The following is a 14,062-nucleotide window of genomic DNA, read 5'->3' as shown; positions in this document are numbered from 1 at the left end:
TGAACCGTCCCTGACGGTCCTGCGGAACCCGAAGTTCGACCGTCCCCACGCGTGTCACTAAGCCCCGCGTGTAATAACCGCTCCGGTAACATGTACAACGATGTCTTCCCACGCTACGCATTGGTATCGAAAGTTCGAGGTGCTCCAAGTCGCGCTATTCCATGCGCTTGGGCACCTGCCCGAACCGGAGATGACCCATGAATTTTAACGAAGAGGCTTTTTCAATAAGTACAAGTTTTAGGAAGCACAGCTGAAAAAACCGACTACGCAACCAGTTCCTGTGCGCGTACCTACCGTTGAAGTTCGACAGAAAGAAATATTATAACATGGTATAACATGCTGTGGGTTTCTGGTTGTGCGGCCTACGGGTAAAGTCAGGAGGCTTCAAATTGGCAGAGACGGCTGGACAATCGACTTACGAACGCCTGCTGGAGAGAATTGTGAATGGCACATATGCGCCCGCGATGCGTCTGGTGAACCGGTCCGTCGCGGAGGATCTTGGCGTAAGCGTGATTCCGGTGCGCGAGGCGCTGGGGCGGCTCGTAAGTGAAGGCCTAGTGGAACATATCCCGGGGGCGGGGTCGTTCGTTCGCGCCCTGGATAAGCGGGAACTGGCGAAGTTGTATGCGCTTCGCGAGCACCTGGAGATATTTGCCGTAAGTGAAGCTGCCAAGAATGCTGTGGAATACCAGATTCAACATTTGCAGCGCTGCTGCGAAAATTCGGCGAAGGCACTACAACGCGCGGAGGCAGCCGGAGGCCCGGAGGCGCGGAAGCAGGCGGCGGAGGCATGGATTGATTCGGATGCCGCGTTTCATTCGGCCATCATTGAAGCCGCGGACAACGTGTGGCTGGGCCTTGCCGTAGAGAGGCTGCGGATTCTCGCTCATGTTGCGCGGACCAAGCCCCGGGAATTGGATATAGATGCCTTTCAGGTGGCCCTGGACGAACATGTAGCGATTGTCAAGGCAATTGAAAGCCATAACGGCGCTAAGGGGGAGTCCCTGATGCGCAAGCATATTCAGCGCGCAATGCATGCCGTGCTGGCGGGAGCTTATGAAAATGGGTAATGCGAATATCACAGCATGTTTCTTGAATTCAGGCAGGCCGGAAAGGACTTCATCATGAAGAAACTGACAGGGCTTATTGCGGCGACGTTCGCCCCAATGGATCAGGACGGTCAATTAGATCTCGACCCCATTCCGTCACTGGTGGAAAGGCTTCTGCGGCAAGGCATCAAAGGGTTGTACGTCTGCGGCAGCACGGGAGAAGGGCCGTCACTCACGACGGACGAACGGGAGCGGGTGGCGCGGTCGTATGTTGAGGCGGCAGGAGGACGCATTCCTGTTGTCGTGCAGGTTGGCCACAATTCCGTTGAGGACGCCCGGCGTCTGGCGAAACACGCGGCCTCCATCGGGGCCGATGCGATCAGTGCCGTTTCTCCCTCGTACTTCCTGCCGGAAAACGCAACCGTCCTGATTGAAACGCTGGGCGTCATTACGGATGCGGCGCCCGACTTGCCTTTCTACTACTACCACATCCCGCGGCTAAGCGGTCTTTCGCTGGATCTGATCGCCTTCTTGAAGGCGGCGCCGGCACGGATTCCGTCGCTGGCGGGCATCAAGTTCAGTTGCCGCGACATCGAGATGATGCAGCGATGCCTCGCATTTGAGAATGGCCGGTACAACATCCTGTTTGGCGTGGATGAGATGCTGTTAAGCGGTCTGGCCGCGGGATGTGACGGGGCCGTGGGCAGCACGTACAATTTCCTTGCCCCGTTGTATTACCAAGTGATGCGGAACTTGGAGAAGGGCGATCTGCCTGCCGCCCAAGCATGCCAGATCAAAGCCGTGGAATTCATTGAAGTAATCCTCCGCTATCACGGCCTCTCCGGGATAAAGGCCGCGATGACGCTTGCCGGCGTCCCTTGCGGTCCGACGCGGCTTCCATCAACACCACTGACGCCATCGGAACTTGCGCGCCTTAAGGAGGAACTCGACAGTCTCGACTTCTTCACGTACGCAAACCAAGGAGTCTCCTGACATGCGCCTGATGAAAGTGCTGTTGCTTGCCACCGTCCTTGTGCCGGGCCTCGCCGTGGCGGCGCAACTGCAGTGGAATGAACTTCCTCCGTTGCCCAACACGGAGGGTGTGGCCGGGCCTTTTGTGGGTGTGCACAACGACGCGCTCATTGTGGCGGGTGGCGCCAATTTTCCGAAACCCGTGTGGGAATCCAACAAGGTCTTTCACGACCAGGTCTACGTCTTGGTCAAGGATTCAAAGGACGCCAAGACCTCATACCGTTGGATAACCGCGTCCCCACTGGAAAGGCCGATTGCGTATGGCGCTTCCGTTTCGACCAGTCGCGGCATTGTATGCATGGGCGGAAACGACGCCTCGCAGACCTATGCGGATGTTATTCTCCTGAAGTGGAACCCACAGCGTGAATCTGTTGAACGGCAGGCCTTACCGGCGTTTCCGGAGCCTTGTGCCAATGCGAGCGCGGCGGTCATCGGAGAAAGGATCTACGTGGCAGGCGGCACGGTTGGGTTGGGTTTGGAGACCGCCCAAACCATTTTCTGGTCTCTTGACCTCTCCCGCGTGGACAGCGGAAACGCAGCCTGGGAACAATTGCCGCCATGGCCCGGCCCATCCCGGGCGTTCGCGATCGCCGCCGCGCAAAACAATGGAGTCAACGATTGCGTGTATGTAATCAGCGGACGCCGGCTGAACGAACAGGGCAATACGGAGTTCCTCACCGATGTCTACGAATTCACGCCGGGCAAATCCGATCCCTGGCGGCGTCGAGCCGATGCGCCCAGATGCGTTATGGCAGGAACGGGAATCGCCGTTGGCCAGAGCCACATTTTCATTCTGGGCGGAGCCGACGGCGCACTCTTCGACCAAACCGACGCGCTGAAAGACGCGCATCCTGGTTTTCCGAAAGAGGCCTTTGCTTATCACACGATCACGAACACGTGGACGAGCGCCGGTGCGATTCCCGCCAACCAGGTGACCACGACCGCGGTGCGCTGGGGGAACGACACCGTCAGCGATCCGATAGTCGTGGCGAGCGGCGAAACCAGGCCGCGGGTTAGGACGCCGCAGGTATGGGAAGTCCGGCCGGTCAAGGGCGGTAGCCGCTTCGGTCTGGTTGATTTCACCGTGTTGGGCCTGTATCTCGCGGCGATGATCGCGATGGGCGTCTACTTCTCGTTCCGCAACAAGGTCGCCGACGATTTCTTCCGGGGGGGCCAGCGCATCCCATGGTCTGTGGCCGGACTGAGCATCTTCGCCACCATGCTGAGCTCCATTACCTTCATGGCCATTCCCGCCAAGACCTACGCCACAGACTGGGTGTACTTTTTGGTCAACATGATGGCCGTGGCCGTCGCCCCTCTTGTAATATGGCTCTTCCTGCCATTCTTTCGCAAGGTGGACGCCATCAGCGCGTACCAATATCTGGAGCGGCGCTTTAACCGTTTTGCGCGGCAGTTTGCGAGCACCTCCTTTATTCTTTTCCAGCTTGGGCGCACAGCCGTGGTGCTCTATCTGCCCGCGCTGGCCCTCAGAGCCATCACGCCCCTGACGGAACAGCAGAGCATTTTGCTCATGGGCGTGCTGAGCATCATTTACTGCGCCCTGGGAGGGTTGGAAGCCGTCGCGTGGACGGACGCTGTCCAGAGCATCGTGCTGCTGGGCGGGGCGCTGTTCAGCGTTCTCTTGATCCTGAGCCAGGTGGACGGCGGGGTGTCCGGTTTCTTTGCCACGGCCGCGGAGAGCGGCAAATTCCATCTCCTCAACCTCGACTTTTCAGCGGGCAGTTTTGCGACGACCGCGTTGTGGGTGGTGGTGTTGGGCGGACTCGCCCAGAACCTCGTGCCCTATACGTCCGACATGTCGATTGTTCAGCGGTACATGTCCGTGCCCGATAGTGCGCGTGCGAGAAAAGCCATCTGGACCAACGCCATCGCGTGTGTACCGGCTTCAGTACTGTTCTTCGGCATAGGAACGGCCCTGTTCGTCTTCTATACGAACCATCCCGATCGGCTCGACCCGACGTTCAAGACCGACGCCATCTTCCCGCTGTTCATTTCGCGGGAATTGCCGCTGGGCCTGCCGGGCCTTGTGGTGGCCGGACTGTTTGCCGCGGCCCAGTCCACCATCGCCACCAGCATCAACAGCATGTCAACAGCTGTTGTGGAGGACTTCATGCGCCCGTGGAAGTTACTCAAGACGGAGCGCGGCTATCTGCACATGGGTCGCGTGCTCACCGTCGTTTTGGGGACGGGCGGCATCGCCTTGGCCCTCTTGTTCGCGTCTTCCGACATCAAGTCGCTTTGGGACCAGTTCATGACGATTCTTGGCCTTTTCGGGGGTTCCATGTGCGGCCTGTTCTGCCTGGGCATCTTCACGACGCGCACCAACGGCCCGGGCGCCATCATCGGCACGCTGGCCGGCGCCGGGGGTTTGTTCCTGGTGCAGCGATATACGCACGTGCATTTCCTGCTCTACGCTTTCATCGGGATTGCCTTGTGCTTTTCCGTGGGATATCTTTCAAGCCTCGCATTCGCCCCAGTGAGGCACTCCATCAGCGGACTTACCATCTACACCATCGTCGACCCAATCGATTCGGATAGAAACCCTGGAGCAGGCGCGGCATGAAAGAAAAGACCTTGCTGCTCCCTCTGATCAACCTTGGGCTCGCTGTCTTGACCCTGGCCACGGCGGGATGCTCCACTCGAAAGATAACGCCAACCGGCCAACCCATCTACGTTCATGGCGAGGGTGGCTACCATACGTATCGAATCCCCGCCCTGGCCGTTACCACCAAGGGAACGGTGCTCGCATTTTGCGAGGGCCGCAAACACAGCAAGAGCGACACCGGTGACATTGACCTGCTGGTCCGACGGTCCACCGACAACGGCCGATCATGGAGCGCTCAGCAGGTGATCTGGGATGATGCGGGAAACACCTGCGGCAACCCTTGTGCGGTCGTGGACCGCGACACCGCGACAATCTGGCTGCTGACAACCTGGAATCGCGGCGACGACCAGGAAAAGGAGATCATCGACCAGATCAGCAAAGACACGCGGCGCGTGTTTGTCACGTTTTCCAGGGACGACGGCAACACGTGGGAGAAACCGAGGGAAATCACGTCCGACGTGAAGAAGGCCGACTGGACATGGTATGCCACCGGACCCGGCAGCGGGATTCAGATGGAGCAGGGACCACACAAGGGCCGGCTCATCATACCGTGCGACCACATCGAGGCAGGAACGAAGCACTATTACTCGCACGTCATCTTTTCAGATGATCACGGTGAAAGTTGGCAATTTAGCGGCTCGACCCCCGATCACCAGGTCAACGAGTGTGAAGTGGTGGAACTGTCCAATGGCCGCCTCATGCTCAACATGCGCAACTATGACCGGACAAAGAAGAACCGGCAAATCGCGCTCAGCGATGACGGCGGGCTCACGTGGAAGGAACAACGGTTTGACTCGACCTTGATCGAGCCCATTTGCCAGGCGGCGGTCCATCGGGCAGATGGCGTTATCCTGTTCAGTAATCCCGCCAGTGACAAGGACCGCGTCAACATGACCGTGCGCGCCAGCTTCGACGAAGGGCAGACGTGGGTTCTTGACAGAGTGCTGTATCCTGGCCCCAGCGCCTATTCCGACCTTGCCATTCTCCCAAACGGCGAAGCGGCCTGCCTGTATGAGGCGGGAGCGAAAGCCCCCTACGAGATGATAGTGTTCGCAGCCTTTTCATGGAAAGCAGGGAAATGATATCAAAAGAACGCGTGCTAACCGCCGCTAATCTGGCCGTGCCCGACCGGGTACCCATGGACTTCCACGCGAACCCATGGGTCTACGAGCGGTTGCACCGCGACCTCGGGACTTCGTCGCACCGGGATATACTCCTGCGCTTGCGCAGTGACATCGTTGATCTTCGAGGTGTTGTGGACCCGGTGTACCGCGGCCCCGTGCCGCTGTCGCGTGAAGTGGGCGACGGTGTGCGGCAGAACCATTGGGGCTGGCGGCAAAAGACTGTTCAAACGGCGACGGGGCCGGAAGATTGCTTCGTTGAGTTCGTTCTCGCCGGCGCCAGCTCCATCGAAGACCTTGAACAGCACACGTGGCCCAGTCCTGACTGGTTCGACTTCTCCGATTTCGCGGAGCGGCTCAAGCCATGGCAAGATTTCGCGGTCATGGCCAGCGGCGCGAGTGTCTTTCAGCACCCCACGTTTCTGCGCGGTTTTGAGAATCTGCTTGCCGACATGGCCATGCAGCCCGAGATGGCCCACTGGATCCTTGACCGCTTCACGAATTTTTACCTTGAATTTTTCGACCGCATGCTGACGGCGGCGGATGGAAGGGTCGACATACTTCGGACGGCTGACGATCTCGGCATGCAGCACGGGTTGCTGTTCAGCCCGGAGATGTTCCGCACCTTCATCAAACCGCGCATCAAGAAACTCGTCGACATGACCCACAACCACGGCGTCAAGTTCCTGTTTCATTCCTGCGGCGCGATTTGCCCGCTCATCGAAGACCTGATTGAAATTGGCGTGGATATCCTCGATCCGTTGCAGGCGGCCGCGGAGGGTATGAGCCCGCAGGTACTCAAAAATGAGTACGGCAGCCGCATTTGTCTTCACGGGGGCATCTGCACCCAGCATTTGCTTCCCAAAGCCACGCCCGAAGAGGTCCGCGCCGAGGTACAACGGCGCATAGACATACTGGGAGCCGGCGGTGGCTATATTCTCGCGCCCTGCCACGTCCTCCAAACGGATGTGCCGACCGAGAACATCCTGGCCATGTCGGATGCGGCTTCCGAATATGGCCGTTACGCACACGAACAACCGCTTTAGAGAGCGGCCTTGCTGCGGGGCAACCGAACCAAGGACAATCAACGATGTAGTAATACAAAAGGAAACGCCAAGTGAACATTCTTTTCAAAACTCAAGGACTGTCCCGTCGCGATTTTCTCGCCATTGTCGCATCGGGTGCGTTGGGCAGTGTTGCATCGGCGCAAAATGCTCACGCGACGCCTCTCAAAGATGACTCAGGCATTTGTGCAGTCCCGGTGCTTTGCGACGACGAAGTCTGGGTTGGCCAGTCCCTGGTGCATGTTGGTACCGCAGCCCTTATCCGGCTACCTGTCGGTATTTGCGGGTCGCTCCCAGCATTAAAAGCGAAATTGTCTATGGGAGAAAACACATTCACACAAACAATTGGAGTTAGAGCCGAAGCGGATACGCAAGGAAAAGAAACTGTCCTCACATTCGACCCATTGCCCAAACAACTGCTTCGGGAAAGCCGGAGCAACTTCGCAGCACAGATGGTTGATATTCATCTTCAATCTGCTGAACGGCCGGTGGCCACGGTGCGCCTTGCAGTCCACGATTCCGCTCGGGCGTGCACGTTTCCGCAATGTGAAGTGCGGGTTATGAACGGCGTGAGCGCGCCCTTCGTCAACGGCGAGCCTTGTGGTTGCCTGACGGCAATCGTGGCGCACTGCGGTGGCGATTTCCGACCAAAGTCCATCCGCCAATTTGCCCAAGCCGGGGTAGGCCACTTCAACATTTTTACCGACATGCTGGGCTGCTGGCGCGATGATGACACCTTCGACCTTGAAGCCTACTATGGCCAAATTGAGCGCACAGTGCTGCGAATCATGGCGCAGGCGCCGGAATCCCGGTTCCTGCTCCGGTGGCATTTGTACGTTCCTCCGTGGTGGCTTGAGCGTTACCCCAACGAGGTTATCGCGCTTGACACGGGAGGGCAAAGTTTGCAGAACACGCCAGGGAAACGTCTGCAAGCATCCTATGCCTCGCCAACGTGGCGGACACGCGCAAGCGCCATTCTCGAAGCTGCCTTACGCCGCATTGGTCAATCGCCACTGGCGGACCGCTTCATCGGTGTCCGCCTGGCCTACGGCAACTGCGGTGAATGGAACAACTGGGGCTACCATGAGAAATCGTTCCCCGACTATTCGCCCGCCATGCAGCGCGCGTTCGGCGGCTGGTTGCGTAGCCGCTACCCCGATGTAGATGCGCTCCGTGCGGCGTGGGCGAATGCCTCCGCCGATTTCTCCGGTGATGTCGTACCTGCGCGCGAAGTCCGATTTGACCCTGCTGATTCGGTGCCACGCACCATGCCCGATCATACCCAGGCAGCCGATTACTATACCTTCTGGCAAGAATGGACCGCCGATACCATTGAACATTTCGCGAAATCCGTGAAGCAAGCCACAGACAACCGTTGTTTCGCAGGCAGTTTCTACGGGTACTATGTGGGCCATCTCGGCGCAGGACCCTACCATTTCCAGGATTCCGGACACTATGCCCTCGGCCGGTTGCTGGAATCGCCTTGGGTGGATTTCCTAGGGGGGCCGTATCCCTACGAGCATCGCTTGCGCAACTGCGCCCTGAACGGCGCCTTCAGTTCGTTTCCGCTCCACGGAAAACTCTGGGATTCGGAAAATGACCAGCGGACGCACCGTTCCGGCGAAGGCAACCGGCAATACGGGACCACGGCGGATCTTAATGAATCGATCGCTGTAGCCAAACGGGATTTCATTAACAATCTCGTGAAGGGAAGCAGCTACTACTTCTTCGACTTCGTGCAGGGGTGGTATCAGGACGAACCGTTTATGGCTGCGGTGAAGAGACTCAAGGAGATCGACCGGTTCTCCCTCCGCGCAGGGAGGCAGAACCGGTCAGAAGTTGCCGTGTTTGTGAGCGAGACAACTGTGCCCCTGCTGGCCAACGACAATCCCGCCATGAGGGCTCTCTCTCGGATGTTGCTCTGGGAAATCGATTCAGTGGGCGCCCCCTGGAGCCTGTATCTCATGTCGGATATCCCCCGCGTTGATTTGTCCCACTGTAAGCTGGCCATTGTCGCCAATGCTTATGCCGTCACAGATGAGGAGCTTGCGTCTACCCGCGAGATCCTCTGTGCTTCGGGCCGTACCGTTGCATTCTTGCACGCGCCGGGCGTTCTCTCGTGGTCAGGCTTTGATCTAAAGAGGTCCAAATTACTAACAGGGTTCGATCTGGCCATTGACGACACGGCAACCCTAAACGAGGTAACGCTGAACGTCGACAACTCACACATGAAATGGACCGGCGACCGATGCCGTCCGCTAATCACCGTGGCCGATACTGGCGCGAAGGCGCTTGGATTCGCCAACGGAGGCAAGAAAGTTGCCGTGGCTGAACGCAAAGCCGCTGACCACCGGGCGCTGTTCCTCGCATGTCCAGGCCTCACGGCGCCATGGCTGCGATGGCTTTATGAACGCGCAGGCGTCCACTTGTACAGCGAGGTCGGGGAACCATTTTTTGCGTCGGGACCTTTCTTCGGACTTTATTCGCGCACAGGAGGAGAAAAAACAATCCGCTTTCCAAGTACGGTAGAGATGGTGGCGGACCTCTTCTCTGGCGAGGCTCTGGAGTACAACACGGACCGCATCACGGTGTCTATCCCCAAGAAAAGGTCTAGCACAATCTTGCTTTATGCAGGTCAGAAGCAGGCCCTCCCATGAGAAGAAATGGCGGAATTCGTGTAGGCCAGGAAGGCCATGTGAGGAAGTCAAAACTGACGAAGAAGCCGTTTCTGTGACTACTTCCGTTGAAAAGAATGGTTTTCAAGTTGTGGTGTCTTCCGAGGAATTCATCCGGATGTCTCAATGTCGGCCGCGGTCATGGGGATCCGTTCGCCCACGCTTCGTAGAGGCTTTCCGTTTCTCCGATCAACACGGCGGGCAGCCGGACGGCTACATGGTTCGGCGCAAGGACGTACCGGAATCCATGGGCCGCGGCCAGATCCTGCCATTCCTCGCGGCTTCGGTTGCGCCAGACCGTGGCCCAGTTTTGTCGCGCGGGACGGCCGTTTCCAAAATGGATGCCGTAGATCTCGCGATACAGCTTGGCGATCGGCGGGCCGAGGGAGGGCCGGCCGAGCGGCCACGTCGGCAGGGCAAGGTTGGCCATGACTGGATGGCCGAGCCGTGCCTGCATCGCATACTGGTCGGGCCGGGTCACAATCATCGTGTCCGGTTGCCCGCGGTTCGACAAATACATCGCAACGTTCTGTTCGAAGGGTGTGCGGGGCAGCCAAGCCTGATCGCGTCCTTGCTGGACCAGCAGTGCGGCCAGCGTCACGGCCACGGCCGTGCCCAGCGCGTAGCCGCGCGTGGCCGCCAGTTGAAGCGTTTCATGCCAGCGCGGAGTATGGCGCAGGAAACGGTCAACGCCCACGCGCGCGATCACGCCCGCCAGGATGCAGGCTGCGCCGAACCGATGGTGCATGGCCACGACGATCAGCGTGCCGAACGCAGCAACGGTCCATCGGGCGCGGAAGGGCTTGTCGTCGCGTAGGGCGGCGTGAAGCAGCGTGGCCGCGGCGCCGTATAGGAAAAAGAACAGTCCTTCCCCGCCCGAAGCGACAAGCCGCGAATGGACAGCCGCCGGCAATAGATTTTGCGTAACGGGGGCGGTAATGGCGACGAACAGCGTGCCGATCATGATGACCAGTCCCGCGGCCACCCGCCCACCGCGCAGGGGATCGGTGGCGGTCACGATGGCCGGAAGTCCCGCCGTCAGCAGCATGACGACGTGATTGCTCATGCGGTTTGGCATCCATGCCAGCAACACATTCGGCATGCGTGGTCCCAGCGCCGCATGCAGCGTCATGGCTCCCCAGACCGCCATGATGGCAATGCCGCCGTAGACGAACATCCAGCGCCACGGCTGGAAGTCGCGCCGGTATCGTTCCACATGCGAGGCCGCGAGGGCAAAAAGCAGAAACAGCAGCAGCGCCAAGTTCGCGTTTGCATGCGATACGCCGCCGCTCGGAGTCGCGCGATGCGCGTCCGCCTCGATAAAAGCCGTCCATAACCGTCCGATGTCGTCCTGCGCCGCGTAGGCGCCGGTTGTGGGTGGATGCGCATGAAACGCTCCTGTGGCCAGTACGAACAGTCCGCAGGCCGCCAAGCCAATCGCCAGACCAGCGCCGCATGTTGCGAAATCGCGCCACCGCCGTTCATACGCGGCCGCCAAGGCATGTATGGCGGCCAGTCCCAGCAGGGCGGGCGACTGGCCCAAGTGGATGCACGGCATGAGTCCGGCGAGAAGACAACCGGGGAGATACCGGCGCCATGTGACAAGGCAGGCCCCCGCCAATGCGCAGCCCATCCCGACATGGCCATTGGAAAAGAAATGTCCCCACGTCTGCAGGGGATGGTTGCCGTCGAGATTCAGATGCGTGCCGAGCAACACGAATACCGCTGCGGCATGCCCGCACAGCGACCGCCCGGCCATCAGCGTGCCGAGCAGGAAAGACGGAAGGACGGTCGCCGCCAGAAACAGAATGTTGCGCACCGCGCATACGAATTCGGCGCTGCCCGTCAACGCATACAACGCGGCAGCGCCGTAGACCTGGATGTTGGCAACGCTCAGGACGAATACAAAGACGGGATGACCTTCGGGATAGGCGACGGCGCGCGTAATCACCTGCGCGAACTCGTAATCCTCGTCCCAGCGAATCCCGCGCAACGAGACCGCCACGACGGCAAATACCGCCCATGCCGCAACTCCCTCCGCGGTTCCCCGTGGGATGCGGAACTTGGGCGTACTCTGGCGCGCATCATCCAAGCCCGGATTCCGATCAGGCTGAAGGCTTTAGGCTCAAGGTCAAGGATCTAGGCTCATACATCAAGGTCTTTTCGATACAGAATTCAGAAAGCGATAACCAACAACCGGATTTAGCCGGTATAAACAATCTCAAATTCCGAACTTTTTCTCCTGACGAACACAGCGTACAACAACAACATAAACTCTCAGAATCGAACTCCTTTTTCCTGAGCCTTGAGCCTTCTAACCCAGCGTATGCCTTACGTCGCCGGCTACCCGGGTCGGAATGCCCAAGTGCAGGCAGGTGGCGATCAGTTCCTGAAGGATATCGCCATAGCCGATGGTGATGTGGTTCGACATGTGCGTCGCCATCAGTTCGTCACGGCCGTATCCCGGAATGTGGACGTTCGCGATCGGCCATACGCTCGTGGTTTTGTTGAGGCGGTCCTGCAAGTCGGCCTTGTCCACCTCGACCACTTCGCCCGTGCCGCAGTCCATGCCGATTTCGCCGAAACGTTCGTAGAACCGCGCCCACGTAATGACGCCGGGCTTCGATACGCCCGAGCACGTGCCGCCGCCCAGTGGAAAATACATCGGCGCCTGCCGGTACACCTTCGTATGCTTCCACCCGCCGAAATGGGCGGGCGGCGCCGCGCCCGAAATCAGGAACACCCACACGAACTTGCCGTCGTACTCGCGGCCCCAGCGCACGTCGTGCAGGGTCGTTTCGACCGGCATGCCTTTACGCGCATAGATGTCGTGCATCAACACCTGCGGCACGCCGGACCCCATGTCGCCCTCGTTGAAATGCGGGATCGCATCGCCCTTGCGGATGATCTTGCCCGTATCGTAATCGCGCACGTCGGGCCGGTCGGCGTTGTTGAGCATCCCTTCGACCAGGTCCGACGCCGGACAGCAGCGCATCAAGCCAAGCTGGTAGGGAATACCGATCGAACTCAGGCCGTACCGCTGCGCCATGCGCACCGCCGCCGAGTACATGCACATCTGCGACATGACCTGGCCGTGGACGAGTTGCGTGTACTGATCCGTGCCCCAGTCGAACCACGTGCCTTTCTTGACGAGCCAGTTCAGGTGCGCCTGCGCCTCTTCCTCGTCCACTTCATCCATCTCGGCCAGCAGATCCGACTGGTTCAAATACTCGACCGGCATGCCCGCCGCCCCGAGTTTCGCCGGATTGATGATGGCATTCAGCATGCCCATGCAGCCCGGATCGAACTGGCCCATGATCCGCTTCTCGCGCAGGATGTCCGCGGCGAGTTTCTTGCCGAACGACAACGCGGCGCTGGACAGTTTCAGTTTCGATGCGTCGGTGAGATGGCTCTCGTCGTACGAAATCGTTCCTTTTCGGCACCACGTTTCGAGGCGCTTCATAAAGAGCGGATCCTTTGTGAAACTGTCGCTCCATAGCCGCGAATGCCTGACGTTCAGCCGGTCGAGCGTCGCCGAATGATTCAACAGCGCGACCAGCCCCGGCCATGTGCCGTCGAAATTCGCCAGCAGGAGGATTGGCCCCTTGTGCGCCTGGAGCGGCCCGCTGACGTTGTGCGAATAGGCCCAGCAACTCAATACGACAATCACCGGCGCCTTCGGATCGAGTTTCGACACGATCGCCGCGCCCTCGCACTGCTTCGTGATGAATCCGTGTTTCCGTTTCGGATCGTACGAGTTCATCACCTTCGCCTCGACGCCCAGCTTCGCCAGTGCGGCCTTGACGCCCTTCAGCGTTTCTTCCTGTTTCGGCCAGCACACGACGCCCGCCGAATCGCGAAAATCGCCGTTCGATATGAGATACACCACCTTGTTCTTCTTCATCATGCGTATTCCTTTACATTTCCGATCCCCGGCGGACCGGTTCCCTGCGTTGGATTCCCGCCCGGCGCGCCCGTACACCGAACCCGCCGACAATACAATCCCAAGCATACCACAGCAACCGGCAAAACGAAATGTGCCAAACGAAAACCAAATCCAACGCGGCAAGGATGCCGTGTCTACGGTAGAAACAGCATCTTGGCGCTTTCTGGAGTTTGTACATTTTAGTCCGATGGACTTTATGCATGACCGATGAGGACACCCCTCGCATGGGATCGCACGAAGGGCAGGTTAGTCCCGTAGGGACGGTTTGACTGTAGCCCAGGAGGAACTCCTGGGACACGGGGAAAAAACCAAACGATAGTCCCGTAGGGACGGTTTGACTGTAGCCCAGGAGGAACTCCTGGGACACGGGGAAAAAACCAAACGATAGTCCCGTAGGGACGTGTGAAACGGAGTAAAAGAAAGCATGATGGCGCATACCCATGCAAGCCTATTTGACCATTGTGTGTTTTCGACCCAAGGTAAAACGGCACGGGATCGAATGCGGCGAGCGATGCATAGGGAACGGAACGAGCGGCTTCAAACGTCCCT

General features: G+C 59.0%; 8 protein-coding genes and 1 pseudogene. 6 read left to right on the top strand and 3 right to left on the bottom strand.

Translation table 11 applies throughout. The features are described 5' to 3' along the window. Positions 1-88, bottom strand: a pseudogene (locus tag P5540_19155) (transposase). A gap of 301 nt (positions 89-389) precedes the next feature. Here P5540_19155 and P5540_19150 point away from each other — a divergent pair. The 6 genes from P5540_19150 to P5540_19125 all read left to right on the top strand — a co-directional run bounded on the left by P5540_19150 (position 390) and on the right by P5540_19125 (position 9,549). Then, positions 390-1,070: a GntR family transcriptional regulator gene (locus P5540_19150; GenBank protein HRT66932.1), complete on the top strand. Its 681-nt coding sequence runs from the start codon at positions 390-392 to the stop codon at positions 1,068-1,070. A gap of 54 nt (positions 1,071-1,124) precedes the next feature. After that, complete coding sequence (locus P5540_19145; GenBank protein HRT66931.1) at positions 1,125-2,042, top strand: dihydrodipicolinate synthase family protein; 918 nt, start codon at positions 1,125-1,127, stop codon at positions 2,040-2,042. 1 nt (position 2,043) lies between these two features. Then, the gene (locus P5540_19140; GenBank protein ID HRT66930.1) at positions 2,044-4,665 is read left to right on the top strand and encodes a sodium/solute symporter; all 2,622 of its coding nucleotides are present in this window, start codon (positions 2,044-2,046) and stop codon (positions 4,663-4,665) included. Beyond that, on the top strand, positions 4,662-5,789 hold the full coding sequence (locus tag P5540_19135) for a sialidase family protein (GenBank protein ID HRT66929.1): 1,128 nt from the start codon (positions 4,662-4,664) through the stop codon (positions 5,787-5,789). Before P5540_19140 ends, P5540_19135 begins: the two co-directional genes overlap by 4 nt. After that, positions 5,786-6,874, top strand: a complete 1,089-nt coding sequence (locus P5540_19130; GenBank protein HRT66928.1) for a uroporphyrinogen decarboxylase family protein — start codon at positions 5,786-5,788, stop codon at positions 6,872-6,874. The genes P5540_19135 and P5540_19130 overlap by 4 nt, the downstream gene beginning before the upstream one ends. Before the next feature lie 71 nt (positions 6,875-6,945). Then, complete coding sequence (locus P5540_19125) at positions 6,946-9,549, top strand: beta-galactosidase (GenBank protein HRT66927.1); 2,604 nt, start codon at positions 6,946-6,948, stop codon at positions 9,547-9,549. A gap of 157 nt (positions 9,550-9,706) precedes the next feature. Here the strand turns inward: P5540_19125 and P5540_19120 are convergent, their stop codons facing one another. Beyond that, on the bottom strand, positions 9,707-11,659 hold the full coding sequence (locus P5540_19120) for a hypothetical protein (protein ID HRT66926.1): 1,953 nt from the start codon (positions 11,657-11,659) through the stop codon (positions 9,707-9,709). A gap of 222 nt (positions 11,660-11,881) precedes the next feature. Then, positions 11,882-13,474 carry a fucose isomerase gene (locus P5540_19115; GenBank protein HRT66925.1) on the bottom strand — a complete coding sequence of 531 codons (1,593 nt, stop codon included), beginning with the start codon at positions 13,472-13,474 and terminating at the stop codon, positions 11,882-11,884. Between the last annotated feature and the right edge of the window lie 588 nt (positions 13,475-14,062).

The organism is Candidatus Hydrogenedentota bacterium (assembly GCA_035450225.1).
Classification (GTDB): domain Bacteria; phylum Hydrogenedentota; class Hydrogenedentia; order Hydrogenedentales; family SLHB01; genus DSVR01.
This window is presented reverse-complemented; position numbering and strand designations above follow the sequence as displayed.

Coding starts and splice junctions, on each gene's coding strand:
- P5540_19145 (HRT66931.1), top strand. CDS start 1,125: ATGAAGAAACTGACAGGGCTTATTGCGGCGACGTTCGCCCCAATGGAT.
- P5540_19140 (HRT66930.1), top strand. CDS start 2,044: ATGCGCCTGATGAAAGTGCTGTTGCTTGCCACCGTCCTTGTGCCGGGC.
- P5540_19135 (HRT66929.1), top strand. CDS start 4,662: ATGAAAGAAAAGACCTTGCTGCTCCCTCTGATCAACCTTGGGCTCGCT.
- P5540_19130 (HRT66928.1), top strand. CDS start 5,786: ATGATATCAAAAGAACGCGTGCTAACCGCCGCTAATCTGGCCGTGCCC.
- P5540_19115 (HRT66925.1), bottom strand. CDS start 13,474: ATGATGAAGAAGAACAAGGTGGTGTATCTCATATCGAACGGCGATTTT.